Annotated in this window: 25 protein-coding genes and 8 pseudogenes; 15 read left to right on the plus strand and 18 right to left on the minus strand. The window is 44.2% G+C overall.

The annotated features are described in order from the left end of the window. Positions 1-11 precede the first annotated feature (11 nt). The gene (locus tag DXE37_RS12315; protein ID WP_162786173.1) at positions 12-284 is read right to left on the minus strand and encodes a hypothetical protein; all 273 of its coding nucleotides are present in this window, start codon (positions 282-284) and stop codon (positions 12-14) included. A gap of 151 nt (positions 285-435) precedes the next feature. Between DXE37_RS12315 and DXE37_RS12320 the strand changes: the two genes are divergently transcribed. Together DXE37_RS12320 and DXE37_RS04005 are read left to right on the plus strand one after the other, a co-directional pair. After that, positions 436-663, plus strand: a complete 228-nt coding sequence (locus DXE37_RS12320; RefSeq protein WP_162786174.1) for a hypothetical protein — start codon at positions 436-438, stop codon at positions 661-663. A 220-nt stretch (positions 664-883) separates the two neighbouring features. Beyond that, a complete protein-coding gene (locus DXE37_RS04005) occupies positions 884-1099 on the plus strand; it encodes a YdcH family protein (protein ID WP_114636665.1) in 216 nt (71 codons plus the stop codon). 39 nt (positions 1100-1138) lie between these two features. Here the strand turns inward: DXE37_RS04005 and DXE37_RS04010 are convergent, their stop codons facing one another. Next, a complete protein-coding gene (locus tag DXE37_RS04010; RefSeq protein ID WP_114636666.1) occupies positions 1139-1483 on the minus strand; it encodes a zinc ribbon domain-containing protein YjdM in 345 nt (114 codons plus the stop codon). Positions 1484-1622: 139 nt separating this feature from the next. On the opposite strand from DXE37_RS04010, the gene DXE37_RS04015 reads away from it, so the two are divergent. Further along, positions 1623-2993, plus strand: a complete 1371-nt coding sequence (locus DXE37_RS04015; RefSeq protein ID WP_114636667.1) for an AsmA family protein — start codon at positions 1623-1625, stop codon at positions 2991-2993. Positions 2994-3052: 59 nt separating this feature from the next. Next, positions 3053-3358: a hypothetical protein gene (locus DXE37_RS04020; RefSeq protein ID WP_114636668.1), complete on the plus strand. Its 306-nt coding sequence runs from the start codon at positions 3053-3055 to the stop codon at positions 3356-3358. Between the two features lie 14 nt (positions 3359-3372). Here DXE37_RS04020 and DXE37_RS04025 read toward each other — a convergent pair whose 3' ends face one another. From DXE37_RS04025 to DXE37_RS04035, 3 genes are read right to left on the minus strand one after another with little or no spacing between them, the layout of a single operon-like run. Further along, positions 3373-3720, minus strand: coding sequence for a phage holin family protein (locus tag DXE37_RS04025; RefSeq protein ID WP_114636669.1), 348 nt, complete (start codon positions 3718-3720; stop codon positions 3373-3375). A gap of 56 nt (positions 3721-3776) precedes the next feature. Continuing rightward, entirely contained in the window at positions 3777-3974 is a 198-nt protein-coding gene (locus tag DXE37_RS04030; protein ID WP_114636670.1) for a SlyX family protein, read from the minus strand. A gap of 31 nt (positions 3975-4005) precedes the next feature. Continuing rightward, positions 4006-4212 carry a hypothetical protein gene (locus DXE37_RS04035; protein ID WP_114636671.1) on the minus strand — a complete coding sequence of 69 codons (207 nt, stop codon included), beginning with the start codon at positions 4210-4212 and terminating at the stop codon, positions 4006-4008. Positions 4213-4241: 29 nt separating this feature from the next. Here DXE37_RS04035 and DXE37_RS04040 point away from each other — a divergent pair. Next, positions 4242-5245 (plus strand): annotated as a pseudogene (locus DXE37_RS04040) (LLM class flavin-dependent oxidoreductase). Positions 5246-5253: 8 nt separating this feature from the next. On the opposite strand, the gene DXE37_RS04045 reads toward DXE37_RS04040, so the two are convergent. Then, positions 5254-5682, minus strand: coding sequence for a putative toxin-antitoxin system toxin component, PIN family (locus DXE37_RS04045; RefSeq protein WP_231971047.1), 429 nt, complete (start codon positions 5680-5682; stop codon positions 5254-5256). A gap of 19 nt (positions 5683-5701) precedes the next feature. After that, entirely contained in the window at positions 5702-6247 is a 546-nt protein-coding gene (locus DXE37_RS04050; protein WP_114636672.1) for a YaeQ family protein, read from the minus strand. A gap of 61 nt (positions 6248-6308) precedes the next feature. On the opposite strand from DXE37_RS04050, the pseudogene DXE37_RS04055 reads away from it, so the two are divergent. From DXE37_RS04055 to DXE37_RS04065, 3 genes and pseudogenes are all read left to right on the plus strand, one after another. Next, positions 6309-7500 (plus strand): annotated as a pseudogene (locus DXE37_RS04055) (NAD(P)/FAD-dependent oxidoreductase); the annotation flags it as partial. Between the two features lie 17 nt (positions 7501-7517). Then, positions 7518-8935 (plus strand): annotated as a pseudogene (gene hemN / locus DXE37_RS04060) (oxygen-independent coproporphyrinogen III oxidase). A 168-nt stretch (positions 8936-9103) separates the two neighbouring features. Further along, positions 9104-9727, plus strand: coding sequence for an OmpW/AlkL family protein (locus DXE37_RS04065; protein ID WP_174221031.1), 624 nt, complete (start codon positions 9104-9106; stop codon positions 9725-9727). Positions 9728-9790: 63 nt separating this feature from the next. On the opposite strand, the gene DXE37_RS04070 is transcribed toward DXE37_RS04065, so the two are convergent. Then, positions 9791-10252: an ATP-binding protein gene (locus tag DXE37_RS04070; RefSeq protein WP_331852114.1), complete on the minus strand. Its 462-nt coding sequence runs from the start codon at positions 10250-10252 to the stop codon at positions 9791-9793. Between the two features lie 197 nt (positions 10253-10449). On the opposite strand from DXE37_RS04070, the pseudogene DXE37_RS04075 reads away from it, so the two are divergent. Continuing rightward, a pseudogene (locus tag DXE37_RS04075) lies at positions 10450-12368 on the plus strand (ATP-binding cassette domain-containing protein). Here the strand turns inward: DXE37_RS04075 and DXE37_RS04080 are convergent. The 4 genes and pseudogenes from DXE37_RS04080 to DXE37_RS04095 all read right to left on the minus strand — a co-directional run bounded on the left by DXE37_RS04080 (position 12365) and on the right by DXE37_RS04095 (position 16063). Then, positions 12365-12700: a chaperone modulator CbpM gene (locus tag DXE37_RS04080; RefSeq protein WP_114637531.1), complete on the minus strand. Its 336-nt coding sequence runs from the start codon at positions 12698-12700 to the stop codon at positions 12365-12367. The pseudogene DXE37_RS04075 and the gene DXE37_RS04080 overlap by 4 nt on opposite strands. A gap of 5 nt (positions 12701-12705) precedes the next feature. Beyond that, positions 12706-13693: pseudogene (locus DXE37_RS04085) on the minus strand (DnaJ C-terminal domain-containing protein). A 61-nt stretch (positions 13694-13754) separates the two neighbouring features. After that, a pseudogene (locus tag DXE37_RS13950) lies at positions 13755-15308 on the minus strand (UxaA family hydrolase). A 51-nt stretch (positions 15309-15359) separates the two neighbouring features. Further along, positions 15360-16063, minus strand: a pseudogene (locus DXE37_RS04095) (pirin family protein). A gap of 286 nt (positions 16064-16349) precedes the next feature. Here DXE37_RS04095 and DXE37_RS11225 point away from each other — a divergent pair. The 3 genes from DXE37_RS11225 (at position 16350) to DXE37_RS11235 (ending at position 17520) form a co-directional block, all read left to right on the plus strand. Beyond that, positions 16350-16571, plus strand: a complete 222-nt coding sequence (locus DXE37_RS11225; RefSeq protein WP_231971048.1) for a hypothetical protein — start codon at positions 16350-16352, stop codon at positions 16569-16571. An 81-nt stretch (positions 16572-16652) separates the two neighbouring features. Next, positions 16653-17141: a type 2 periplasmic-binding domain-containing protein gene (locus DXE37_RS11230; protein ID WP_197713072.1), complete on the plus strand. Its 489-nt coding sequence runs from the start codon at positions 16653-16655 to the stop codon at positions 17139-17141. Then, entirely contained in the window at positions 17134-17520 is a 387-nt protein-coding gene (locus DXE37_RS11235; protein WP_197713073.1) for a hypothetical protein, read from the plus strand. Before DXE37_RS11230 ends, DXE37_RS11235 begins: the two co-directional genes overlap by 8 nt. Before the next feature lie 52 nt (positions 17521-17572). Here the strand turns inward: DXE37_RS11235 and DXE37_RS04105 are convergent, their stop codons facing one another. The 3 genes from DXE37_RS04105 to DXE37_RS04115 form a co-directional block, all read right to left on the minus strand. Beyond that, entirely contained in the window at positions 17573-18025 is a 453-nt protein-coding gene (locus DXE37_RS04105) for a phosphate-starvation-inducible protein PsiE (protein ID WP_114636673.1), read from the minus strand. A 108-nt stretch (positions 18026-18133) separates the two neighbouring features. Continuing rightward, the gene (locus tag DXE37_RS04110; protein WP_114636674.1) at positions 18134-19408 is read right to left on the minus strand and encodes an NAD(P)/FAD-dependent oxidoreductase; all 1275 of its coding nucleotides are present in this window, start codon (positions 19406-19408) and stop codon (positions 18134-18136) included. An 11-nt stretch (positions 19409-19419) separates the two neighbouring features. Continuing rightward, complete coding sequence (locus DXE37_RS04115) at positions 19420-19722, minus strand: c-type cytochrome (RefSeq protein WP_231971049.1); 303 nt, start codon at positions 19720-19722, stop codon at positions 19420-19422. Positions 19723-19941: 219 nt separating this feature from the next. Here DXE37_RS04115 and DXE37_RS04120 point away from each other — a divergent pair, with 219 nt between their 5' ends. From DXE37_RS04120 to DXE37_RS04130, 3 genes are read left to right on the plus strand one after another with little or no spacing between them, the layout of a single operon-like run. Beyond that, complete coding sequence (locus DXE37_RS04120) at positions 19942-21663, plus strand: ArnT family glycosyltransferase (protein ID WP_114636676.1); 1722 nt, start codon at positions 19942-19944, stop codon at positions 21661-21663. Continuing rightward, entirely contained in the window at positions 21660-22901 is a 1242-nt protein-coding gene (locus DXE37_RS04125) for a sialidase family protein (RefSeq protein WP_114636677.1), read from the plus strand. The genes DXE37_RS04120 and DXE37_RS04125 overlap by 4 nt, the downstream gene beginning before the upstream one ends. After that, positions 22898-23512 carry a hypothetical protein gene (locus DXE37_RS04130; RefSeq protein ID WP_114636678.1) on the plus strand — a complete coding sequence of 205 codons (615 nt, stop codon included), beginning with the start codon at positions 22898-22900 and terminating at the stop codon, positions 23510-23512. Before DXE37_RS04125 ends, DXE37_RS04130 begins: the two co-directional genes overlap by 4 nt. Positions 23513-23572: 60 nt before the next feature. Here DXE37_RS04130 and DXE37_RS04135 read toward each other — a convergent pair. The 3 genes and pseudogenes from DXE37_RS04135 to DXE37_RS11245 form a co-directional block, all read right to left on the minus strand. Beyond that, positions 23573-24550 (minus strand): annotated as a pseudogene (locus tag DXE37_RS04135) (tripartite tricarboxylate transporter substrate-binding protein). 185 nt (positions 24551-24735) lie between these two features. Next, positions 24736-25182 carry an HpcH/HpaI aldolase/citrate lyase family protein gene (locus DXE37_RS11240; protein ID WP_197713074.1) on the minus strand — a complete coding sequence of 149 codons (447 nt, stop codon included), beginning with the start codon at positions 25180-25182 and terminating at the stop codon, positions 24736-24738. Positions 25183-25235: 53 nt separating this feature from the next. After that, the gene (locus tag DXE37_RS11245) at positions 25236-25472 is read right to left on the minus strand and encodes an aldolase/citrate lyase family protein (protein WP_197713075.1); all 237 of its coding nucleotides are present in this window, start codon (positions 25470-25472) and stop codon (positions 25236-25238) included. Between the last annotated feature and the right edge of the window lie 11 nt (positions 25473-25483).

Below are 25483 nucleotides of genomic sequence, written 5' to 3' on the forward strand. Positions count from 1 at the left end.
TTTCGCCTTCTTCATTTTCGGTAGAGCAGAGCTCTAGGCTGCCATAACGAGTTTCCGGGTTGATATTGAGGATAGAAAGCCCTAAGGCTCCAATTAATTTTTCTGGAACCGGAATAGGCACATAGGAGTAGAGAGATCAGCATCTCTTCCTCATCCACCTCAATGATGTGATCAATATCCAAAACATCATGTTCGGTTAATTCAGTCTCACCAGAATCGCCCCCACCAAAAGTAGACTCAAACTGCAACATGGCAGTGTTGCTTCCTTTGGAGATCTCAATCATGTCAGGATAGCCAAGCAATCCTTTCCACCAATACATCAGTGAAAAGGTGCAGGGCTTTACCTCTACCAATCCCTTTTTAGTGGACTTGGCAAAGTAGAGACCATAAAACTCATCGTCCTGCTCGAGACCGTATTGGTCTACTTTGGGAGCTTTGGGCGATGTTTATTTTGTAGCTTTCTTTGCAACTTTTTTAGCTACTGGCTTCTTCGTAACTACTTTTTTAGCTACTGGTTTCTTCGCAGGAGCTTTCTTCGCTGCGGTTTTTTTCACTACCTTTTTCACTGTCTTTTTGCTTGCAACCTTTTTGACAGCTTTTTTTGCAGGGGCTTTTTTACCACCTTGGTCGCTACTTTCTTTTTTGCTGGAGACTTCTTTGTAGCCATGGTTTATTACCCTTCTTTGGTAGTTATTGTGCACAATACACATACTGGTATTACTGCAATTTCTATAAAGAAATAGCTATTCCAATATGGGGTTTTTCCTGCGGATTACAAGGGGAGGGGTTGAATAAAAAAATCAACCTAACCATTGTTCTTGTAATGCAGGGTTGCTAAACTGAATCCGAGTAGTTTTGTATAACCTAAATATGAAGAGAATCTATGTTTCCTGAATATCGCGAACTCATCACTAAACTAAAAACTTCGGATCGTCATTTTTCTCATTTGTTTGATAAGCACAATAATTTGGATCAAAAGATTCAAAGAATGGAGGCGCATTCTGAGCCAAGCATCCCCGAAGAAATTGAGACTTTGAAAAAGGAAAAGTTGCTTCTCAAGGATCAGATCTACGCAGTCCTCAAGAAGGCAAGCGCCTAGCTATATTAGGCAAGAAAAAAGCCTAGCTGAGTAATTAATCTAGGCTTTTTTCAAAAAGCAGGCTTTGAGCAGCATATTGCCTGCTTCTGTTTTGCAGTCCACTTCATGATTGCCTGAGACTGGGCGCATACCTTTAATTTTGGTGCCAACCTTTAGGGTGGTTGATGCCCCTTTAACCTTAAGGTCCTTGATCAGGGTTATCGTATCGCCATCTGCCAATAGATTGCCGTTGGCATCTTTCACGATGAGTCCAGCCTCAACTTTTTCAGTGGCTGCAGCCATGGGCGACTCGTGGCCGCACTGGCCGCAAATAAAATTTTCCCCATCGGGATAGGCCATATCTTCCTGACAAGCAGGGCACTTCGGTAAATTATCGGTATTCATGGACTTATTTTAGTCCAGGGTAAATAGACTGGCGCTGTGTATCATGACTCGCTATAGAATGACCTGGTGAACAAAGCCCTCAAAATTACCCCCATTGTTTTTCTGGCAATTCTTGCCGCAATAGGTTTAGGAGCATGGTATGCGGGCTTCCTTTGTTAATCCCACGCAATTGACCAAGCTATTGAGCTCTTCGGTTAAGGAGGCAACTGGACGCGAGTTGGCGATTGCTGGTCCAGTAAGTCTCAGCGTCTTTCCCACAATTAGCGTTAAGGCTGAGCAAGTTTCGTTGAGCAACGCTACATGGGCCAGCAATACCAATATGTTGACGCTGAAACAAATAGAGTTAGATGTCAGATTAATGCCGCTTTTAAAAGGAAGTATAGAAATTGGCAGAATTGGTTTGCTTGGTTTGCAAATGAATCTGCAAACCAATCAGGCTGGCGATGGTAACTGGAATCTGACTCCACCCTCAACAGAGCCTGGAAAAGCTAGGGAGCCAACTTCATCTGGGGACACTAACAGCAGCGCCATGTTTGTTTCCTATAGCGCCATTGATATTGTTGATACTCAGATCAATTATCAAGATGCTAGTCAGAAAACCAAAGTCATCCAGATTCCTAAGTTGGCTATTGGCATTAGTGATGGCAGCTCTAATATTTTGATGGACTTGAAGTATGCTAATTACACGCTAGGCCTAAAGGGTAAGACCAGTTTGCTGCGCAACGCTATTCGAGATTGGAATCAGTCCCCGGTAAAAGTCGACTTAGATTTAGGCCTCACCCTCAATGGGAAGTTGTTAGCAATTACCGGCGTCATTGATAAGCAACTCCAAAAACTACCGCAATTTCAAATTAATCTAAATTCAAAATCATTTGATTTAGCCCCATTAGCAGGGTCAGCTCTCGTAGCTGGCTCAGCTGGAAAGTTTAGTGCTGTGGCATCTCCTCAATCTCAGGAAAAGTATTTCTTCTCTGACGAAGCGCTCCCCTTTAATGTATTGCCCGTAGCAGATGGCATAGTTAATATCAATATTGATCAGCTCGAATTGCCAGGTCAGGCACCGTTTACTAACTTCAAGACCACCTTACAATTTAAGAAAAATAGAATCGATGCAAATGATTTAAGTTTCAATGTTGGTAAGGGGAGTGCAAATGTGCAGTTTTCCATTGCAGACCTGAATGCACCTTCACCTAAAATATTTTCAAAAGGACTCGCTAAAGGATTTAGCGTGGAGCAACTCTTGGCTAGCACTGGCTCTAGTTCAAGTGTTTCTGGCGGCGAAACTCAATTGGCTTGGAATCTTAAGGGAAGTGGTTTAAGTCTGCACCAATTGGTCAGTCGGGCAAATGGAGTGGTTCAGCTTTCAGTGGGGAAGGGGACTGTGGATACGCAGTTTTTAAATAAGGGCGGTGACTTCGTCATTGCCTTATTAAATGCGATCAATTCTTTGTACAAGAAAACCAAAATCAAAATGATCTGGAATGTGGTGCTGTCGCTTATCTGCCTGTAAATAGTGGGTTAGTCAACATTCAGAATTCAGTTGGAGTTGAAACAGATCGTTTAGATGTTGTGCTATCGGGCACGATTAATCTGGGTACTGAGGTCTTAAACCTCACCATTAATCCAAGAGAAAAGTCTGGTCTGACAACCGGTTTGGATTTGGCTGGTCTAGTCAAGATTGAGGGCACACTACAAAACCCAAGCACTGGGGTCAATAAAGCGGGGGTGGTAAATAGCGCCGTTTCTATCGGATTAGGATTCTTAACTGGCGATATCAGTATTGCCGCAGAGAATGCTAAGTCAATAGCGACCAAGTCACAGCCCTGTAAAGCGGCGCTACATCCTTGGTCTGATATATACCCAGCAAATAAGTAAGCTAGAAAAAGAGTTTAGAACACCGAGCCGCTGACAAAGAGGCTGAATAACGAAATAAAGATGCTGGCAAAAAATGCGGTCCAGAAACTGGAAATCGTAAAACCACTCACTACAGCAGAAACAAGCATGAGCACCATTGCATTAATCACCAGCAAAAAGAGCCCCATCGTCACCACTGTTAATGGCAATGTGAAAAGAATCAGTAATGGTTTAACAATCGCATTAGCAAAACCAAGAAGTAGGGCGGCAATGAGGAGCGAGCCTCCATCTGCAAAACGCAGACCACTAAAGATATAGCTTGCAACCCATAGGGATAAAGAAGTTAAGCCCCACTGGACTAGAAACAGCGTTAAGTTACTCATGGATTTTCCTTTTTAATTGATGAAGGGCTTAGTCGTGTGAATATATTAGCAGTTGATTAATAGTGGGGAGGAATTTCATCTTTCAAGCTACCGCCGTCCCCGCTGCTACTGGCCTGCTCTTTCACGGCTTTGAGTTCGCGGTAGAGAAACTCGATTTGCTGCTGCTGTTTGTAGACAGTTTCATTTAGCTTCTCAATCAAGTCTTCCGTGAAACTCAACTTAATTTCTAGATTGGTAATTCGTTCATCGGACATATTTCATTCACTCTCTTATTCAGAGACGAGCTCAAAAACGCCCATCTTCCATCTCTAATTTAGGCCTTATCCAAAAATCATGGGATTGCATGGATTCATAGACATAGGCAGGCTTTAAGGTAGCTTCCACATTAGCAAGAAAAACCACTTTATAAAAGCCGCCTGTCTTAATGTGTCTGAGTTTGTTGCCGGGCTTAAAAATGCCATCATCAGGATCAGCCATTTTCGGTTTGCTCATAAAACGTACTTTCTAGGTATGATTTGGTGATGGCCAATTCCATCCCGTACTCCATTCTAGATATATCTCCGATTCCACAGGGATTTGCTGCTGGTGATGCGCTACGTAACTCCTTGGATGTGGCCCACCCAGCTTGCTGAAAGATGGGGCTACACCCGTTACTGGATAGCCGAGCATCACAATATGACGGGTAATGCCAGTTCTGCAACGGCGGTATTGCTTGGTTACCTAGCGGCAGGTACATCTCGCATCAAATTAGGCTCTGGCGGCATCATGCTTCCCAATCATGCTCCACTCGTGATCGCAGAACAATTTGATACCCTAGAGTCTCTATATCCTGGTCGCATTGAGTTGGGTTTAGGCAGAGCCCCTGGAACCGATCAAATGACGGCTCGTGCCTTAAGGCGTGATCTCCTGGGCAGTGATGACCGCTTCCCTCAGGATGTTCGTGAACTTCAATACTACTTTGGGCCAATTCAAGAGGGGCAGTCTGTCAAAGCCGTTCCAGGGGCAAATACCAGTGTGCCCATTTGGATTTTGGGATCGAGTCTATTATGGTGCCCAATTGGCTGCGCACTTTGGTTTGCCTTATGCCTTTGCCTCACACTTTGCCCCAGACCAGCTATTGGAAGCAATGACGATTTGTCGCGAACTCTTTAAGCCGTCTACCTAGCAAGCAACGCCTTATTCTGCATTTGTAATGAATATAGTGGCGGCTGATACGGATGAAGAGGCACAACATTTATTTACTACGCTTCAGCAAAATGTGATGAGGATGCGTCGCAATACTCGTGGGCAACTACCGCCTCCAATTGTTGATATGGATGAGTTTTGTGAGCCCCATGAGCAAGCGGCGGCAGCACACACCCTGCAATGTTCTTTGGTGGGCTCTTTAGAGACGATTCAAAAAGGAATGCGAGCTTGGTTAGATCGCACTGGCGCAAATGAAATCTTTTTTACTGGTCAGATTTTTGATCATCAAGCGCGCCTCAAATCATTTGAGATTGCTGCTCAGGCTGCTCAAAGCCTTTAAGTGACTTACTACTCGGTAATCGCGTTGTAATCGGAGGTGATAATGACGCTTTCCTTAGCGGCTTGATTGGCAAGCTTAAGGACTTCATTGTCCTTGCTGATTAATAAACAAGGTTTAGCTGTATAGGCAAGATTAAGAAAGACTTGATCATCTGGATCTTGACAATGCCATGGTGCATTCATCAGGGCTTCGTCGGCTATTGGTCTTCTTAAGTTGCGCCACTGTTGCAAGATATTTTCTTGGGAGGCTTGCTCCAGACAAAAGAGTGGGCGACTGATGACATCAGCAAACTCTTCCATAGTTTTTGGGGTAGCTAATGTATCAATCTGGCCATCAATTAATCTTTGTTTGAGATGAATTGCTCTGAAGTCATTAAATACAAAAATATCTAGTAAGACATTGGTATCCAAGATAACGGTTGACACTCTTTCAGACATATTCTCTATTGGCAATGCATTACTGATTAGCGCGCCAAATTTCTGGAGTGATGGTCACTTGGACCTTATCAGATGAAACATAAACTTCACCATCTTGAATATTGACGTGAATCACCATACTGCGTTCTACGAGCTTATTGAGTTCATTAGCTTGATCTGCGGGAATGGAAGCCACCTGGAGGTTACGAGCGCGGCTTAACTTATTGGCGATACCGTCCCACCAGATTTTGCTAGTCTGGCCACCATAGCAGTAAACCATGACTTGATCTGATCTACCGCATGCTTTGAGGATGCGGCGCTCATCAGGTTGCCCAATTTCGATCCAAAGCTTAATCGCATCTGTCAGACCCTTAATCCATAAATCAGGCTCATCGGTATCGCTCAAGCCTTTGGTAAAGACAAGGTCTTCATAGGCTTGTAATGCAAAGGCGATGATTCTGACCATCATCCGCTCATCAGTTTCTGAGGGATGCCTAGCAATGGTTAAAGAGTGACTGCCATAGTAATGGCGGTCTGAATCTGCGACATGAAGGTCGGCTTTGTGGATAGTTGCGCGTAGAGCCATATCCGTATTATCGCCTTTATGAACAGACTTCTAGGCTCAGAATGGCTTATAACCAGTATTATTTGGCTTATGGCGTAAAAATGTATTGAGTCCTGAATCTAATGTGCAATTTGGGGAGGGTGGGGCCGGTACATTCTCGGATGGCAAGTTATATAGCCAAATTAAAGATCCGAAATTCTATGGTCGTAAAGTGATTAATGAGTTTGTTAAGGCTGGTGCTTCAGAAGAAATCACCTATGTGGCTAAGCCCCATATTGGTACTTTCCGCCTAGTGGGCGTAGTTGAAAAGATGCGCCAAGAAATTATTGATCTTGGTGGCAAGATTCGTTTTTCACAAAAAGTCATTGGTTTTGATATTGAGAACCAGCAAATCGTTGGCGTCAAGATTGAAGGACAGCCAGACCTGCCTGCTAACCATGTCATTTTGGCTTTAGGACATAGCGCTCGCGATACCTTTAAAGCCCTGCATGATGCTGGCGTATATATGGAGGCAAAGCCATTCTCGATGGGCTTTCGTATTGAGCATCCTCAATCTTTGATTGATAGGGCGCGCTTAGGTCCGCATGCGGGCAATGAATTGATTGGCGCTGCAGATTACAAGTTGGTGCACCACGCTAAGAACGGCCGTGCTGTTTATAGTTTTTGCATGTGTCCTGGAGGAACGGTGGTAGCCCGCAGCTTCAGAGCCCAATCGAGTGGTAACCAATGGCATGAGTCAATACTCTCGTAATGAGCGTAATGCGAATGCGGGCATTGTTGTTGGCATTACTCCTGAGGACTATCCAGGTAGACCACTTGCTGGCATTGAGTTTCAGCGTCAGTTGGAGTCAAAAGCTTTTGAGCTTGGTGGTGGTGCATATGAAGCACCAGGTCAACTGGTCGGAGACTTTATTGAGGGCAGACCATCAACTGAATTTGGAAGTGTGTTGCCCTCCTATAAAAACCAGGCGTTCACTTGACTGATTTGGCACAAGCTTTACTTGCTTATGCCATAGAGGCCATTCGCGAAGCGCTACCCGCATTTGAAAAGCAAATCAAGGGCTTTTCGATGAAGGATGCAGTGCTAACGGGTGTCGAGACTAGAACGTCATCGCCTTTGTGGCATTACCCGTGGCCAAAACTTTCAGAGCTTGAATATTAAGGGCCTTTACCCTGCGGGTGATGGCGCTGGTTATGCGGGCGGTATCTTATCGGCGGGTGTTGATGGGATTGAAGTAGCAGAAGCTGTAGCTCTTGACCACCTCTCAAAATAAAGATCAATTACGTCTCTATGAATGCCTCTGCAAATTCTTCAGCTATCGCAGAAAAGGAAGTGTTATTTCATCCAGAACTGCTGAAAAAGTTTGACATTAACGGACCACGTTATACCTCTTACCCTAGCGCGGATCGTTTTCATGGTGACTTTTCTGAAAAGCAGACTATCTAGGGGCGCTCAAGCGTGTTGCCAAGGCGCATGAGCCTCTATCACTTTATTTTCATTTACCGTTTTGTCCCAATATTTGCTATTACTGCGGTTGCAACAAGATCATTACAAAAGATCATGGACGTAGTGCCAAATATATTAAGTATCTTGCCAAAGAAATGGCCATGGTTACCCATGCTATGGGCGTTCAGAAAAAAATCCCGATAACTCAATTACATTGGGGTGGTGGGACGCCTACCTTTTTATCTCATGAAGAGATGATTGAGTTGATGCATCACACACGGGAGCATTTTGAGTTGTTGCCCAATGGCGAATATTCAATCGAAATTGATCCAAGACGGGTGACTGAGCAAGATATTGCGCTCTTAGCTGATCTCGGTTTTAACCGGATTAGTTTGGGTGTGCAGGATTTTAATTTAGCGGTACAAGAAGCGGTCCATCGTGTACAAACGATTGAAGAGACTCAAGCAGTAATGGATTGGTCAAGAAAGTATGGCTTTAAATCCCGCAGCGTGGATTTAATTTATGGCCTGCCAAAACAAACTCCTCAGACTTTTAAAGAAACCGTTGATGCAGTGTTAGCAATGAGCTCTGATCGCTTATCGGTCTACAACTATGCGCACCTACCACATATCTTTAAGCCACAACGCCGTATAGCTGAAGCAGACTTGCCAGTTGCCGCAGATAAGTTGGATATTCTTTCCAATACTATTGCTCGCCTAGGTGACGCTGGATATGTCTTTATTGGTATGGACCATTTTGCTAAGCCTGATGATGAATTGGCGATTACCCAAAAGGAAGGGAAGTTGCATCGGAACTTCCAAGGTTATTCAACTCAAGCCGAGTGTGATCTATTAGCGTTTGGAATTTCATCTATCGGCAAAGTGGATGATTGTTACTCTCAAAATGTTCGCACATTAGATGAGTATTACGCTGCTTTAGATAAAGGACATCTCCCTGTTCTGAGAGGTTTGCGTCTTGATCAAGATGATCTTTTGCGCCGCGAGTTAATTGGAGAGTTAATGTGTCAATTTGCTTTGGATACCAAAGCATTTTCAGTTTCTCATTAAATAGATTTTTCCCGCTACTTTAAGGTTGAATTAGAAGAATTAAAACATCTTGAAGTGGCCGGTCTTTTGAGTTGGGAAGATGTCACTATGAAGGTCCCGATTAAAGGGCGTCTTTTAGCAAGAAGGGTGGCTATGACCTTCGATCGTCATCTTAGAGAGTCTCAGGCAAAAGGTACTTACTCTAAAGTTCTTTAGGGTTAAACCTAGGGCATTTGATCTAGATCAAACAATGTTCAAAACCGTGTTGCTTTTTAGTAAATAAAAAATTCCTAAGCGCTGCTCATTTGATTTACATCAAATTTCTCTTAGTGTGTCAATTCGAAAACGGTTCTATTGAAATTGATAACAAAAAGGGAAACCATCATGTGTATTAAGTCACTCGTAGCAGCAATGGCTGCTGTAGCATCACTAGCCCCAATCGCCGCTCAAGCACAAGCTGCAGAGAAGAATCCTTGGATGGTGCGCGTACGAGCCGTTGATCTTCTATGGCAGAATGGTCAGACGGGTACCGTTGCTGATCTCAACGTCAAAGCAAAAAATCAATGGATTCCTGAATTTGACGTTTCCTATTTCTTCACTAAAAATATTGCAGCTGAGTTGATATTAACTTGGCCGCAACAAGTAAATATTACTGCTCTTGGCGGTCAGAATGTTGGCAAGATTACTGCATTGCCACCTTCATTATTGGCTCAGTATCACTTCACGGATTTAGGTGCATTTAAACCATATGTAGGCGTTGGTGTTAATTACACTATCTTTGGTAATCGTCAAAACTTTACTCTCCCAGTTCAGGTAGAGCCATCAAGTTTTGGTGTTGTTGGTCAAATTGGCATGGACTACATGCTTGATAAGAACTGGGGTTTAAACGTGGATATTAAATACGCAATAATTGCTACAAACGTGCAGTTGGTTGCTGGTGGAACAAACATTGGTAAATTAACCTTAAACCCATGGATGCCAGCCGTTGGTGTGACTTATAAGTTCTAAGATTTCAGTTCTTGGATCTTGGGGTAGGGCTCTTCAGGAGCCCTATTTTTTTATCTTCCTTTATTAAAGCAACTGGTCAATCAGATCTTCGAAGTCGGTTTCATTAAACGCCAAGTTATCAAATCGATGTAATGCAGGGTGGATTGGCGGTTCAATTCTGCGTGTGATGTATTGCTCCCAATGGGTAAGCTTCCAATCGTCTCGCGGATCAGCTCTTTTTGCCATGCATCCTTTGGCTTCATCTGCTTGAAGAGCAATCCAAGCAATTTGAATACTAGTTTGAGCGGGAATGCCAAGTGCTTGCGGATCAAACATCCTGCCGCTCTGAATTTCTCTAGAGAAAGGACCCACTAAAATGACGTTTACCCCTAGAAGCAAATTTTCTCTAGCGATATCTATTAAACCTTGATATTCCCAATCACGAAGATTCTCTAGGCAGTAGGGGCTATCACGATCATTAGGGTTCTGGGTTGTCAGTTCCATGACATGAGTACTAAAAGCGCCATAAGCCGTGTCCTTGTCCAAAAAGAAAAATCTTCCCCTGTTTTTTCAATAATCAGTGGTAAAGCCCTTTTTGCCAAGGTTGACTTCCCCGTGCCTGCATGACCTGCAAAGAGTATCAGACGGGGTGCAGAGGGGGGTTAATTTGCAGACCATATCTGTAGTCTCGCAGAAATTCTCAGAATTTACTTCCCTTTTGTCGAAGTGACGATAATGTCGCCATGGCTTTAATCGTACTTACTGATGCAAAACTGGCTTTTGGCCACGTTGAGCTCCTTGCAAACGCCGCTTTTTCACTGGAATCTGGTGAGCGTGTTGGCTTAATTGGCCGAAATGGCACTGGCAAATCTTCACTGTTGAAGATATTGGCCGGTATAGAAAAAATGGATGATGGGCTATTGCAATACCAGCAGGGGCTGCAGATTGCATATGTACCTCAGGAGCCAATATTCGAAGCTGAAGAAGCCGTTTTTGATGCTGTGTCAAAGGGTGTTGCGCAGGCGAAGGCCTTGCGTGAGGAATACGAAGCTCTAAGCATTGGAGAATGGGATGATGCATCACATCACCGATTGGATGAAGTGCAGTCTCAATTAGAGGCTCTGAGCGGCTGGAATTGGGAGCGGCGAGTTCATGAAGCCTTGGATCGCTTGCATTTAGATGTGGATCTCAAGATCAATACTCTTTCTGGCGGTACAAAAAACGGGTTGCATTGGCGCGTGCATTGGTAGAAATGCCGGATGTACTCTTGCTTGATGAACCAACCAATCACTTAGATTTAGATTCCATTGCCTGGTTGGAGGAACTGCTTAAAGAATATCAAGGATCAGTCATCTTAATTACCCATGACCGCGCGTTCTTGGATAACGTCTGTACGCAAATTGTGGAGCTCGATCGTGGAATTTTAAGGAGCTACCCTGGAAACTTTACACAATATGAAGTGCTAAAAGAGCAAGAGTTAAATTCCGAGTCTTTGGCTAATGCGCGTGCGGATAAGTTATTGGCGCAAGAGGAGGTTTGGATTCATAAAGGAGTCGAGGCTCGACGGACTCGAAGTGTTGCACACGAATTGCGCGTTTAGAAAAGCTGCGCAGTAGCCGCGCCGAGCGCAGAGATGCCATGGGACAGGTGAAATTAGCGGTATCTGCCGGGGATCGTAGCGGCAAGATTGTGGCTGATCTTCAAAATGTCAGCAAAACATATGACCGTCCGATTGTGACTGATTTCACTGCAACGATATTACGAGGTGACAAGGTCGGCTTGTTGGGTCCTAATGGCGCCGGCAAGACTACTCTTTTGAAATTAATTCTTGGTACGATCGCGCTAGACTCTGGCACAGCAAGAATAGGTACTCGCATAGAGGTTGCTTACTTTGATCAGATGCGCGAAGGCTTGGATCTCAATGCTTCGCTAGAAGATTACATTAGCCCTGGTAGCGAATGGATCGAAATCAGTGGCAATAAAAAGCATGTCAAAAGTTATTTAAGTGATTTCTTATTCGCACCTGAGAGAACCAATTCTCCTGTAAGCACTTTGTCCGGTGGTGAAGGTAATCGCTTGCTCCTGGCCCGCCTTATTTGCCAGACCAGCCAATGTCTTAGTGTTAGATGAGCCAACAAATGACTTGGATATTGACACTCTCAATTTACTTGAACAGTTGCTGCAAGATTACAAAGGCACTGTCTTTTTGGTAAGTCATGATCGTTATTTCTTAGACAATGTGGGCACTAGCATCATTGCGAATGAGGGCGATGGTTTCTGGCGGGAGTATGAGGGCGGCTATGAAGATTGGAAAATTCAGAAGGCGCGCTCAGACAAAATTCGTGCGGCTAATGCCAATCCCAAAGCGGTGGCAAAAGCTGAGGTAAAGGCTGAGCCTAAAGTAGAAACAAAGCCAATAGTCAAAAGCAGCGTTCAAAAATTGAACGGTAAAGAGCGCCAAGAGTTAGAGGTATTGCTTTTGCAGATTGAGACTTTGGAAACTGAGCAGGCAGATATTGGCATTGCTATGAGCAATCCAGATCTATATAAAAATGAGCCAGAGTTGGCGGCCAGTATGCAAGCGCGTCTGAGCGAAATTACTGCGAATTTAGATCAAAAGCTACAGCGTTGGGAGCAGCTTTTGAGTCGCTCAGAATCCTAGATGATTGACTGCTTTAATGCGCTAGCCTTCGCGGGGTAAGTGAGCACGTAGTTGGCGATTTCATCAAGTAAATCCAATGCTAATGCTGCGCCTGGCACATTTAACTCTAAATCATGCGTCAGGTGAGCAGCAGTTTTAGCTCTCTTCAAAGAATCGCCTCCAAAGCGCCAATCTTGAGGTGATGAGCCAACTGGGCTTAACACGCCCTCAGACACCCAACGCATAATCAAATCTTCTGGTGTTCGCGAGGCATGAGACAGTTCAACAATAGTCATATGAACCTCATTCTCCACAATAGCACCTTCAATCCAGGTGATATTTGTTTGTGTCATGTTCATCATCCCTTCAAGTGAGTTCTAGGATTAAAATCAAAAGCCTTTGCAAAGGTTTGATAGGCTTCTTTTTGTGCATCCGTTTTGGCTGGCGGCAACGAGATAGTCGGAACCACATACAAATCCCCTGGTTCAGCGCTTGGAATGCCTTTGCCTTCCAGTCGCATTTTTCGTCCGGCTACTGTTCCTGCTGGACTTTTTAACTTTAAGGTGCTACCAGCAGGGGTGGGTACGTTCACGGCTGCACCTAATGCTGCTTCCCATGGCGCCAACGGAATGTCGATGAATACATCTTTTCCCTCTACGCGATAGATCGGGCTTGGATGAAAATCAATTTCTAGACAGAGGTCGCCAGCAGGACCTTCGCCAATACCAGGGCCACCTTGACCGGAGAGGCGGAGATTTTGTCCAGCTTTAATCCCTTTTGGGATGCTGACGTCTAACTTGCGTTCTTGGGTGCTATAGACGTGACCGCTCGCATCTTGCATGGGCATATGCAGAGATATGGTGCGCTTAGCGCCGTTATAGGCATCAGCAAGATCAATCAAAATTTTCGCGTGGTGATCTTGCCCCTTGAAATTCATGCCCTGACGACTGTGACTCCCATGACCCCCTTTTGGCGATGTTTTCCTCGGCCAAAGAGGGGTTCAAAAAATTCACTCTGATCACCCTCAAAACCGCCACCGTAACTTGGGTGTCCACCACCAAAGCCCGCATCAGAACATTCAAAGCCTTCATTCCAATTGGGTGGGGGAGTAAAGTCTTGACCATTTTTCCAGTTTTCACCAAAACGATCATAGGTCGCGCGTTTTTCTGTGTCTTTTAATACAGCATACGCTTCACACCGATTTGTTTGAATTTCTCTTCGGCACCAGCCTCCTTATTCACATCAGGATGGTATTTACGCGCGAGCTTTCGATAGGCCGACTTAATTTCAGCTTCAGTTGCGCCACGAGCAACGCCAAGTGTTTCGTAGTAATCCCTAAATTTCATAAGCCTGTTTCAGTGTTGTTTCAGTCTAAATTAAGCTAATAGGATTAATTCTACAGTCCTCTTAGCTCATCACACCAATTTGCCAGGGGACAAATTCATAATCCCCAAGTCCCAGAAGTTCGCTTTTGGAGGGTTCTCCCGAGGCGGTGCGAAGAAACAGCTCAAATATTCTTTAGCCCATTTCTTGAACGGAGACTGTGCCATCTAAAATCTCGCCACAGTTGATATCCATATCTTCAGTTAGGCGCTCATACATGGGGGTATTGGTAGCTAACTTAATGCAAGGTGCTGGCTTGGAGCCGAACATGGAGCCACGGCCGGTAGTGAAGGCAATGAGGATTGGCGCCTCCAGCAATCTGTCCAGTAGCTGAGACGGGATCAAAGCCCGAGGTATCCATAAATACAAAACCTTTTGCTGTAACAGGTTCTGCGTATTTATAAACCTCCATTAGGGGGCCGGTACCCCCCTTCATGGAGAAGCCTAGAGATTTTTCAAAGATATTTGCCAATCCACCAATTTGATTGCCGGGGCTGACTTGACCATTAATTTGAACATTACGGCCCACTGAATATTCGTCTTTCCACCAGCGAATACGCTTGATCAGCTTTTCGCCCACTTCCTGGCTGACCGCTCGACGGGTAAGAGTGTGCTCAACACCATAAATCTCTGGTGTCTCGGAAAGAATTCCGGTGCCACCATAGCGTGTCAAGATATCAATTGCTGCACCTAATGCAGGATTAGCTGTAATGGACGAAAACCCATCCGAACCACCGCATTGCAGGCCAACACATAAATGACTTGCAGAGACATCGTTTGACGTTTTGCTTTGTTGGCTTCTGGGAGAAGCGCTTTGATTGCTTCGATGCCAGCTTCAATAGTTTTACGAGTGCCGCCAGATTCTTGCATGATGAAGGTATGCAGATTTGTCCTGCAGTAAGTTCCTCTTGTTCCATTAAACCTCTGAGTTGATTGCGCTCGCACCCTAACCCCACAATAAGAGCGGCAGCGAGAAGATTGGGGTGGCGTGCATAACCCGCCATCGTTCTACGCAGCAATTCCATTGGTGCGCCACTCATTTCCATGCCGCAGCCAATATCGTGACTAAATGCCACTACGCCATCTACATTGGGAAACTCTTTTAGTTGTTCAGGCGTGAACCAATCGGCAATTTTATTCACTACGGTTGCAGAGCAATTGACCGTAGAAAGTATGCCAATGAAATTGCGCGTGCCCACCTTTCCATTTGATCTGACATAGCCCTGGAAACTTGCACGCTCATCCTCCGGTAGAAGTAGGGTAGATTGATATTCACTAGCGTAAGCATAATCACGATCAAATTCTCGAAACTCCGTATTGTGGCTATGTACCATCGGTACCGGCTTCGATATCGGTATTTGCAAACCCGACGGTGACGTTGTGCTTCAGTATTGGATCGCCTTTGGAAATTTTCTTAGCAGCGATTTTGTAACCAGCGGGTGTCTGACTACGGCTCGTGAAGTTCTCGCTAGGGACTTCCGTGCCAATAGCTACATCTACTCTAGCTACAACAATATTGCCGTGAGGATGCAAGCGAATAATGGGACCAGCCAATTGTTTTCCGGAGGTTTCAATCATGATGATCTTTTTAGCGTGAAATGCCCATCGTAGTTCAAAGTGGGGCAAAAATTAATGACTGAGATCAAAGATGAGAACCTCTGCGTCAATGCCATTGCTAATATTTAGTATTGATTCATCTTCAATAAAGATGGCGTCACCACCAGTCATCGTTTGACCATTGATGGTCAACGTTCCGCGAATAAGGTGAACATAGGCTTTGCGCCTTGGATATCGAGTGCCATACTTGCAGATTGCGAGCCGTTAAAAGTGTCTGCATAGACCTTAGCATCCGCATGAATCTTGACGGCACCATTGCCTCCGCTGGAAGAGGCGATGAGACGTAAGCGACCATTCTTTTCTGACGCTGGAACGGTTTGTTGTTCATAGCTTGGTTTTATATCCAAGACATTCGGTTCAATCCAGATTTGTAAAAAGCGAGTCGTTTGATCTTTGGCATGATTAAATTCGCTATGAGTTACTCCACTGCCAGCACTTATGCGCTGAACATCGCCGGGTGAAATTCCTTTGATATTGCCCATGCTATCTTCATGTGCTAACTCGCCGGAAAGAACATAGCTAATAATTTCCATGTTGCGATGGCCATGCTTTCCAAAGCCCATACCAGCAGCTACACGATCTTCGTTAATAACCCGTAGGTTGCCCCATCCCATAAAACGGGGGTCATGATAGTGGGCGAATGAGAAAGAATGGAAGTTTTTAAGCTAGCCGTGGTCTGCATAGCCTTTATCTTGGGATTTTCTGAGAGTGATCATGGTTTTAGGGCGCCTAAAGACTTGTTGAAGGAGTCAGAATAAGCACATTATCATTAGCTTTGAAGAAATTTGCAGATTGGGTTTGTATGGGAAGTTTTAAACAAGATGTTCAAGACACGCTTTTGGGTCTCACGGAGAGTCTTCAAGAGGGGTGGAGCAACTTTACTCAGTTTTTACATGAAACCTGGCCGATTCTGATCTTCTTATTATTTATTCTCATGGGGCTTTGGTGGGTACGCCGATCCCCCACCTCCCAGACATGTGATGTTAGCTACAGGATCTCCCGGTGGATCATATCAAGCGCTGGGAAAAAAGTATGTTGAGTTTTTTGCCAAAAAAGGGGTCACATTGGAATTGGTTCCCACATTGGGGGGCTCAGGAAAATTTAGATCGCTTGGCTGATCGCAAGGATCCAGTGCAAGCAGCATTTGTGCAGGCTGGAGTAGCGCATGCAAAAGAAGCGTCGGGAATACTTTCACTGGGTGCAATTGATTATGAGCCAGTATGATTCTTTTATCGTGGCCCTGAATTTAAAAATACGGATTACGAGCAAGAGCAAAAGAATTTCAAAAACATTACCTCAAAAACGATGCCTCTTGGTGTCAAGGGAAGAGGTACATATGAGCAAGCAATGCGCATTCTAGAGGTCTCGGGATTTGCCAATACCCCTCATTTTGTTTATTTGCCTGGAAAGGAAGCAGCTCAGGCCTTAAAAGAAGGAAATATCGATGCTGCTTCTTTTATCGTGGATGGATATGAAGGGCTCACTGTACAGGACCTGCTCCATGACCCTAGCATTAATTTAGTTACCTTCAAGCGTGCGGAAGCGTATGTCAAATTAATTCCGTACATGCATATATTGAACGTGCCAGAAGGTGCATTCAATCTCAGGAGGAATTTTCCGTCACAGGATATGAAGCTTTTATCTACCACGACTAATATTTTGGTAGATGATCGAATGCATCCCGCTATTCAGTTCTTATTTTTAGAGGCTGCTCGTGAGATCAATGGCAGGGGTTCATTCTCCTCCAAGCGTGGAGAGTTTCCTGCATTTAAGGAAGGATTCGGTCTTGCCTGATGGCCCTATTGTAATTCATTACGAAAAAAATCACTATCCCTTGTTATCGGCATATATGCCGTTTTGGATGGCTGAGTCTATTAATCGCCTTATTTTTATTTTGCTGCCATTTTTTGCTATTACTTATCCAGTCCTTTTGGCGTTACCAAGCTACCGAATCAAGCGGATGCAAAATAAAATTAATCGTCTCTACGTTACTTTGAAATTGTATGAAGAGGAATGGCTGTTAGATTTTCATCCTGAACTCAGGGATGATTATTTAAAGAAATTGGATTTACTCAAGTATCAGGCTCTTAGGATTAAGGTTCCTAAGAGTTTGTCTAATGAGTACTACGCCTTGCGCACGAGCATTGATTATGTGCGAAATTGCCTAAATTGAGGAGCGCCTGCTTTTAAAGACGCCGCAGATCTTCATCCGGAGACGTAGAGATTTACTCGTTATCTCCGCTTCTGCTTGGAAACTTAAATGAAGCGTAGCGCACTACCGCATTTGCTAGAGCTAAGATAAGAATGGTTAGTCCCATCAAGAGAATGGCCATGTCTGCTTCATGTTTAGTATTTACTAAGTCAATAATGAGGCGGGTAACTGCAGTGATCGCGACATAAATCAAAAAGCGAACGGGCATATGATTGGTCTTGAAATAAATACCGACCATTGCGCCAATTTCTAGATATATAAATAGCAGCAGCAGATCTTCAATTGAAGCGGATCCCTTGCTCACCATTCCTAAAAAGGCAACAGCGGCTGACCAAACAGTTGCGGCGCCGATTCCAAAAAGTGCGATCCGATGAAATAGGGAAACAAGTAAATTTCCAATCGGAACAGTCCATCTTTCAATAGCATCTTCTAACTTAGACGCATCTTTGGGTGAAGTAGGGTTCATGATAAATGCGCCTCCATCTGATTATGTTTGACTCAGTATAGGTATCTATCGGGCTATGTAAACAAAAAAAGAGGCGATGAAGCCTCTTTTTTAAAGTGTTGACTTAGGTCAGCCCAAGCTGTCTGCCCAAATATTGTGAGCCCATCCCCAGGCGTATACACCTTCTAGAGTAGAGGGTACCGGCGATAATCCGCCTGAGTCTGGTACAGGCTTGAAAGTTTTTTCTGCTGCGTTGTACTGATGAACGCTTGCCACGTGTATTACTTCCCTGTTATTAACAAAGCTATAGCAGGTATTTGTGAGAACTGGGGCAGAATTAACAGCCCAGCCGCTCAGTTCTGCCACGATCGCGGCTGCCGCGACTTTTGCATGTTGATTGGCTATGTGCCCTGATTTGGGCATGGCGGGTGCAACTTGAATGGAGTCGCCTAGGACGTGAATATCTTTCTGAGCAGTGGACTCAAAGTTAATGTAATTCACATTAACCCAGCGACCATTTGAATTAGCGAGTCCAGTTTTGACGGCAATTTCTCCGGCGCTCATAGCGGGTAATAGATTTAAAACATCCGCCTTGATATCGTCCTGCACTTCAAATTTGATGGTTTTTGTTTTTGCATCTACTGCTGTCACATTGTATTTTGGAAGATATTCAATCATTCCAGGGTATTGTTCAGCCCATACTTTTTTAAAGAGTGCACCTTTTGAGGTTACATCTTGATTGGCATCTAATATCAAAACTTTCGACTTCGGCTTATTTTGTTTGAGATAGTTCGCAACTTGGCAGGCGCGTTCGTAAGGTCCTGGAGGGCAGCGATAAGGCGCCTCTGGAATGCTAATGGCAAAAGTTCCACCATCGCGCATGGCGGCCAGTTGTTTTTGTAAGGTAGTTGTCTCTGGGCCGGCTTTCCAAGCTTGCAAAGTGACGCCTGCTTGATTAGCTTGCGCTAGACCTTCAATGCTATTCATCATCAATGTAACGCCTGGAGAAACAAGCGCCTTGTCGTAGCGTAAGGTTTTTCCAGGGGCGAGTTTGACAGTCTTCTTATCTGGATCCATGCTGGTCACGCTATCTTGAATGATCTTGATACCATGACGTTTGCTCAAATTGTCATAGGAGCTGGTCAGTTCAGATAATGTGCGCGATCCTCCTACGACTAAATTCGAGAGAGGGCATGAAATAAAAGTAGGGTTAGGTTCGATCAGTGTTACTTTGGCGGTGTTATTCGAGAATAGTCGTAAATATTTTGCCGCAGTAGCGCCACCATATCCTCCGCCAATAACTAGAATTTCCGCTTTTTGTAAATTTGCTCGTGCTTGACCTGAAAAGCCAGCCAATAAACCAAGAGCAGCTACACTATTTCCAATGAAATGTCGACGATCCATCATGTGCTCCCTTATTGTTTCTTGCCAAGTTGATTGGCGATAGTTTCAAGTTGCTCATCAGAATAGCCTTTGGCTAGCTGAGGCATGATGGTTCCTTCGCGCACACCAGACTTAAACGCCTTGAGCTGAGCCAACATTTGTTCGCTAGTCAGGTTATTAATTAATGGCATCCCACCATCTACAACGCCCTTACCATCGGTACCGTGACAGTTGGCGCATGTGGCAGCAAGGCCGCGTTTATATAAGTTGCTTGCGTCATTATTTTGCGCAAATGCAATGCCACCTGTATGGCTAATGCCTAGGTAAATAGACAATAGGATTGCGGGTCTTATATAGCTTGCTCGCATGAAGTCTTTCTCCAATCAGATTAAAGCTGGGTAATTGGCTTTTTGTTAACTAAATAGCATCTTAAACAAGAAGTCTCTGAATAGTGAAGTTAATTTCAGATTCATTTTTTCACATAAGCTCATTCGAAAAAATATCGGCAATATCAGAATTCCTAGAATTTCCTATAAGTCCTATAAACTACCGGTATGAGAGCTTCATTTTCTTACCGTTCAGTCTTATTAATCCTGCTTTTAAGTGTATTTGCCTATCTCTATGGCTTAGATAGTCGATTTGCGCCTAAAAACGGTGATGAATACCCTTATATGCATATTGTGCGTATGACGGCTGATGCGGGTCATTGGTTGCCGCTTCAATCTGAAATGGATGGCATTAAAAATACAAAACCCCCACTGATTTTTTGGCAAGGTATTGTTAGTACTCATTGGGCGACTGACTGGACTCTGGCAAATTTGCGCTGGCCAAGTGTTTTGTACACCGCATTAACCGCATTCTTCTTATTTTTAGCCGTGAGTCGCTTTAGTGGAAATCGGAAAACTGGAATATTGGCCGCATTAGTCTGGCTTTCTTTCTTTTCTACTTATCGCTATGGTCGACCATTCTTAGCGGACCCTCCCGAAGTGTTTTGGGTTTCCCTTCCTTTCTTGGCATTGTTGTACTGGGGTAGGGCAGCCTTTGAATCAAAATTCTTTTTTCCTTTGTTGGCGGGTATCTGTTTTGGCCTCGCCTTATTTGCAAAATCATTTGCCTATATTGTTCCTGCCTCGTTTGCTTTGGGTCTATATTTCTGGCGTTGGCGAAATTGGAGTGTCGCGCAAGTAGCTATTCGAGATCTGTATAAGTTGGTTTTTGTTGCCGTGCTCTCCTTAGGTATTTTTGCTCTATGGTTTGCCTTGGATCCAAATCCCGTTGCAGTTTGGAAAGAGTTTGTGCTCGGGGAGAATGCTGGCAAGTTTGCTGCTAGGCAGTCTAGCTATTTACTGGATTTAGTACGCGGTGGTGACTGTATTTGGCTATTGATTCTCACAACGATTGCTAATGCTGGTTTATTTAGTTTTGTCCTGATTTCTTGTTTGATGTGGTGCTGGCGAGCACGTCGCTTCTTTACTATAGAAGAGACGCTCTTATGTCTTTGGATCATTGCATTTTTGATAGTGTTTAGTTTGCCAAGTCAACGTTCAGGTCGCTACCTTCTCCCGGCGATGCCTGCATTTGCAGTGCTGATTGCTATCTATTGGGACAGACTGCCATTGTGGGGTTTCCGAATTGTTTTGTTGCTGCAGTTGGTGGTGCTTTCATTGATTCTGTGGATAGGAGCCAATCTACAACTCACTCAGTTTATTGGTGATGGGGATGTATGGGCATATACATATGGCCATTGGATTCTTGTGGCGGTGAGTTTGTCGCTAGTATTACTTGGGCTGTTGAGGCGTGACCTCACAAAGATCATTGCTTTGGGGGCCTGTTTTCTGGTTTATTGCACTTTAAATGGTAGTCTTGCTCCCTTGGAGGCGCAGTTGGGTCGTTATTCTTCAGAAACCATCGCTCAGTTAAAAAATAAAGACGTATGGATACCCTGTGACTATCGAGCTAAAGATGAAGAATATCGTTTGTTATTGCCAGGAAGCAATCTTCATGGTTATTTGGCAAAAGATGCTAGCAATGTTAATGGCTTGACTGCTGCCTATCCTTTGGTGGCAGTGCATGTGCCCCTCGGCTCTCAGCCAGTACTCTGTGAATCTTGTCAGATTGTTGGCAAAAGAATGGAGATGAAGGCGCGGCATTCCAATGAAGAAATTCAGGAGATGTTGTTAGGGCATATCAGCAAGCACCTATTCGTCAATGAATACCTGATTTCAACCGCTGCTGCTAAGTCAGATTTATTTAATACTAAGGATGTTTGTAGATGAGCCGTGTGATTGCCATTTGTTTTTTGTTTCTTGCTGCGGTGATTGGCTTTTTGCACATTGATAGCCGTCCTGTTTGGGCGCCCTTTGCGATTGCGTCAGTAGAGCAAGTTGATGATGGCGCAATTGATGATGTGACGCCAAAGAATAAAAGCGCAATGAAAGTTAACGTACCCGCATCGCAATCAAATTGGTTGCCGGATACAGGCGCTCCTTCAGTTCATGCAGCATCATTGACCGCTTTAAAAGATGGTGCTGTCCGCGCATTTTGGTTTGCTGGTAGTCGCGAGGGTGCTGCGGATGTGGCGATTTATAGTTCTGTATATGACACTAGGTCTGGTAACTGGAGTGCGCCAACTGTTGTAATGGATCGTATTAGCGCCGAAAAAGGTCTTTCTCGCTATATCGCTAAACTGGGTAATCCCGTCCCTAGTCGATTAGCCGATGGAAGATTGCAATTATTCTTTGTGACAGTTTCTATTGGGGGGTGGGCTGGTAGTTCTATATCTGTAGTGACTTCTAATGATGAGGGTTTGACATGGAGCAAACCGCAGAGATTAATCAGTTCGCCATTATTAAATTTAAGTACTTTAGTGAAATCTCCCCCCATTCAATTCAATGATGGATTATTGGGAATACCTGCTTATCATGAGTGGATAGGGCGCTTTGGGGAATTCTTGAGGGTGGATGCTGGGCAGGTCATTGATAAACGTCGCATGAGCTCTGGGCGGAGTGCCATTCAGCCCTTGGTATTCGTGAATGATGCTCAAGATGCTAGCGCGTATTTTCGGCAAACTCGTAGTAGTGGGTTACCAAAACAAATTCCCGTCAGTATTACGCAAAACTCAGGTCAAGCATGGTTGCAGGCACCAGATTTAACTATCGCCAATCCCAACTCTGCTATCGCTGGTCTCGTATTAAATTCAGGTGCTCGCATCTTGGTATTAAATAATATTGAAATAGGGCGTTATCGATTAGCTTTGATGATGAACGATGGAAAATCTGAGCAATGGCGCACCATTGAGTTGCTTGAGGATGATGAGGCCGCCCCTGAAATCCAGCGTAAAGAATTCTCATACCCTTATTTGCTCTCTGTTGATGGCGGTGGAGTGCATTTGGTTTGCACCTGGGATCGTAAAAAGATTCGTCATCGTTATTTCTCAGATGCTTGGCTAAAGCAAGCCTATAGTAAAGCGTTTTCAGTTGAAGCAGAGGCATCTAGCAAGGAGGTGTTGCAATGAACAACTTCATGCAAATCTTTCCCTTAATTGAGTTATCCATTTCATCCGCGGTTATTTTTGTATGGCTCATACAGAAGATTTCACCAAAGATCTTGCCATCGTTCGTGAAAATATTTTTAGTACTCTTGATAGGCAATATTTTGTTTTGGCCATTAGGTTTGGAGTTGCCTTTAGTCGCCTATATTCGTGGCGTTACTGGTGATTTGAGTATCGTGCTGACTTTATTGCTCTGGAGCTCTCTTTTGCCGGGCAGTAAACCACTGCCAATTGCTTGTAAGTTGGCCATTGCGTTGATTGCCATAGGATTCTATCCATTCGCCTTAGGCTTAGGGATGATTGATCCTTATGCCTGGGGCTACGGCTCCATCATTTTCTTATTTTCGGTTATTGCCTTTGCTTTGATCTGCGCTTTAGCAAGTTGGACAAAAGGCGTTTGGATTATTGCAATCGCCATCATTGCTTGGTCCGTACATTGGCATGAATCAAGCAATCTTTGGGATTATTTGCTCGATCCTCTTTTGGTAATTTGGATTTACGTTGACCTCATTAGCATGCTTTATGGCAGGCGCAAAAATAAAGCACGTTCAGGATATTTGTTTAGACCGGGCTAAATAACAGGTGAAAGAAAAAAGCCAGCAGATGCTGGCTTTTTGTTTATCAGAAGTTCGTTCTTAGTCTGGAATATTAGACTTACGAATAATCGGGCCCCATTTGTTGATTTCAGTTTCAAGATGTGACTTCAGACCATTAGGAGTGATCTCATCTGGAGAGACAATATCAATATTGGCATCCTCTAAGCGCTTTTTCACATCAGGGGTATTGAGTGCAGTCTTTACTGCAGCATTTAACTTATCCAAGATGGGCTTTGGAACACCTTTCGGTGTGTACATACCGTGCCAAACTTTGACTTCAAAAATCCTTTGAGCCCCTGTTCATCCAAGGTAGGAACATTTGGAATTGCAGGCAAGCGTTTTAAAGTGATTGCACCAAAGGCTTTTACACGTCCATCCTTAATATAAGGAATGGTCTGGGTAGTTTGATCGCAAAGAAGATTGACTTGGCCGCCCAATAAGTCTGTTAGCGCAGGGCCAGTTCCTTTATAAGGAATATTGGTGAGTTTTACGCCCATGCGACTCTGAAATAATAGTCCGCACAGTTGTGAGACTGCACCAGGTCCTGCATTGGCCATAGTAACTTTTGAGCCATTGTATATGCTTCGAGTTCTTTAAAGTTATTGGCTGGTAAGTCCTTTTTGCCTAAGAGCACCATTGGAACATCAGCAACTTGACCGATGTAATCAAAGTTCATCAAAGGATCATAGGGAAGCTTGTCATACAGAGCATTTGCAGTTGCATGCCCATATGATGCAAATAGATTGTGTAGCCATCTGGTGCTGCACGAGCAACTTTAGTACTAGCAATAGTTCCCCCAGCACCGTTGACGTTTTCAACGACAACGGTTTGGCCAAGATATTGACCCATGGGAACTGCAATGAGTCGTGCCACTGAATCCGTTGGGCCACCAGCTGCAAAAGGAACTACTAAGGTAATTGATTTAGTTGGCCAGTCTTTTTGGGCGAGAGCGTTAGTACTTAAAAATGAACCGGCTGTCAGTGCCAACGCAATCCCAGAAAATAAGAATTTCTTCATTTTTATTTGGTCTCCATATTTTTTTATTATGTGAACCAATTTTGCCAGTTTTAAAACTTTTTTGCTTTTAAAGACCCTAGTGTTTACCAGTAATTGCAAGGGTTCTTTGAGCTAATAAAACAACCGGTCGATCAATCATGCGGCCATCTAATTTCACGGCGCCACCTTTAGAAGCTTTATCAGCTTCAATGACCCGGCTTTGCCCAAGCCAACTCCTCATCAGTCGGGGTGAATGCTTTGCTGACAATCTTGACTTGTTTTGGATGAATGCAGAGTTTGCCACCAAATCCCATGCGCTTTGCACGTTCAGCATCATCGGTAATTCGTTCAATGTCTTCGGTAGAAGGTGTAACCCCGTCAATAGGAGGGGCAATCTGGGCAAGGCGGGATGCTAAAATAATTTGATAACGCGCTGTTTGTAATTCTGTTTCTTGGCGATCGCACACCAAGCCTAGATCGGCTTGTAGATCTAGATTTCCTAAAGCAAGGTGAATGACCTGATTGGAGTTTGCAATTTCTTTTAATTTATCTAAACCAACTGCGGTTTCAATCATGGGGATGATAGCTGTATTAGGCAGGATCATCGTTGCGCCATTAATTTGATCTAAAGACTCACTTTTTGGAATGAGCAAGCAAGGCTACTTGAAGCTCTTGCGCGAGTATTAAATCGGCTGCATAAAACTTACTACCAGGTGAGTTGGTTGATGGTTAAGCGCTTCTTTTGTTCAGGGGTAAAGCTAGGCCATGCATTGCGAATGGCGCTTCGTGCAAGGTCTTTGTCTTCTTCAGCTACCGCATCCTCTAGGTCTAAGACAACCCCACTAACACCGCTATCCAAGGCTTTGATAAAGCGTTTCGGGCGGGTACCTGGTACGAATAAAAAGTTGGTGCTAAAGCCAAGAGGTGGATCGAGTGGGTTCATATAAGTGGGTA

Source organism: Polynucleobacter necessarius (assembly GCF_900095205.1).
Taxonomy (GTDB): Bacteria; Pseudomonadota; Gammaproteobacteria; order Burkholderiales; family Burkholderiaceae; genus Polynucleobacter; species Polynucleobacter necessarius_E.

Excerpts from the sequence above, each read along its gene's own strand:
- DXE37_RS12315 (WP_162786173.1), bottom strand. The coding sequence starts at position 284 with ATGATTGAGATCTCCAAAGGAAGCAACACTGCCATGTTGCAGTTTGAG.
- DXE37_RS04005 (WP_114636665.1), top strand. The coding sequence starts at position 884 with ATGTTTCCTGAATATCGCGAACTCATCACTAAACTAAAAACTTCGGAT.
- DXE37_RS04010 (WP_114636666.1), bottom strand. The coding sequence starts at position 1,483 with ATGAATACCGATAATTTACCGAAGTGCCCTGCTTGTCAGGAAGATATG.
- DXE37_RS04015 (WP_114636667.1), top strand. The coding sequence starts at position 1,623 with ATGCGGGCTTCCTTTGTTAATCCCACGCAATTGACCAAGCTATTGAGC.
- DXE37_RS04025 (WP_114636669.1), bottom strand. The coding sequence starts at position 3,720 with ATGAGTAACTTAACGCTGTTTCTAGTCCAGTGGGGCTTAACTTCTTTA.
- DXE37_RS04030 (WP_114636670.1), bottom strand. The coding sequence starts at position 3,974 with ATGTCCGATGAACGAATTACCAATCTAGAAATTAAGTTGAGTTTCACG.
- DXE37_RS04035 (WP_114636671.1), bottom strand. The coding sequence starts at position 4,212 with ATGAGCAAACCGAAAATGGCTGATCCTGATGATGGCATTTTTAAGCCC.
- DXE37_RS04045 (WP_231971047.1), bottom strand. The coding sequence starts at position 5,682 with ATGTCTGAAAGAGTGTCAACCGTTATCTTGGATACCAATGTCTTACTA.
- DXE37_RS04050 (WP_114636672.1), bottom strand. The coding sequence starts at position 6,247 with ATGGCTCTACGCGCAACTATCCACAAAGCCGACCTTCATGTCGCAGAT.
- DXE37_RS04065 (WP_174221031.1), top strand. The coding sequence starts at position 9,104 with ATGTGTATTAAGTCACTCGTAGCAGCAATGGCTGCTGTAGCATCACTA.
- DXE37_RS04080 (WP_114637531.1), bottom strand. The coding sequence starts at position 12,700 with ATGACACAAACAAATATCACCTGGATTGAAGGTGCTATTGTGGAGAAT.
- DXE37_RS11230 (WP_197713072.1), top strand. The coding sequence starts at position 16,653 with ATGCCTCTTGGTGTCAAGGGAAGAGGTACATATGAGCAAGCAATGCGC.
- DXE37_RS04105 (WP_114636673.1), bottom strand. The coding sequence starts at position 18,025 with ATGAACCCTACTTCACCCAAAGATGCGTCTAAGTTAGAAGATGCTATT.
- DXE37_RS04110 (WP_114636674.1), bottom strand. The coding sequence starts at position 19,408 with ATGGATCGTCGACATTTCATTGGAAATAGTGTAGCTGCTCTTGGTTTA.
- DXE37_RS04120 (WP_114636676.1), top strand. The coding sequence starts at position 19,942 with ATGAGAGCTTCATTTTCTTACCGTTCAGTCTTATTAATCCTGCTTTTA.
- DXE37_RS04125 (WP_114636677.1), top strand. The coding sequence starts at position 21,660 with ATGAGCCGTGTGATTGCCATTTGTTTTTTGTTTCTTGCTGCGGTGATT.
- DXE37_RS04130 (WP_114636678.1), top strand. The coding sequence starts at position 22,898 with ATGAACAACTTCATGCAAATCTTTCCCTTAATTGAGTTATCCATTTCA.
- DXE37_RS11245 (WP_197713075.1), bottom strand. The coding sequence starts at position 25,472 with ATGAACCCACTCGATCCACCTCTTGGCTTTAGCACCAACTTTTTATTC.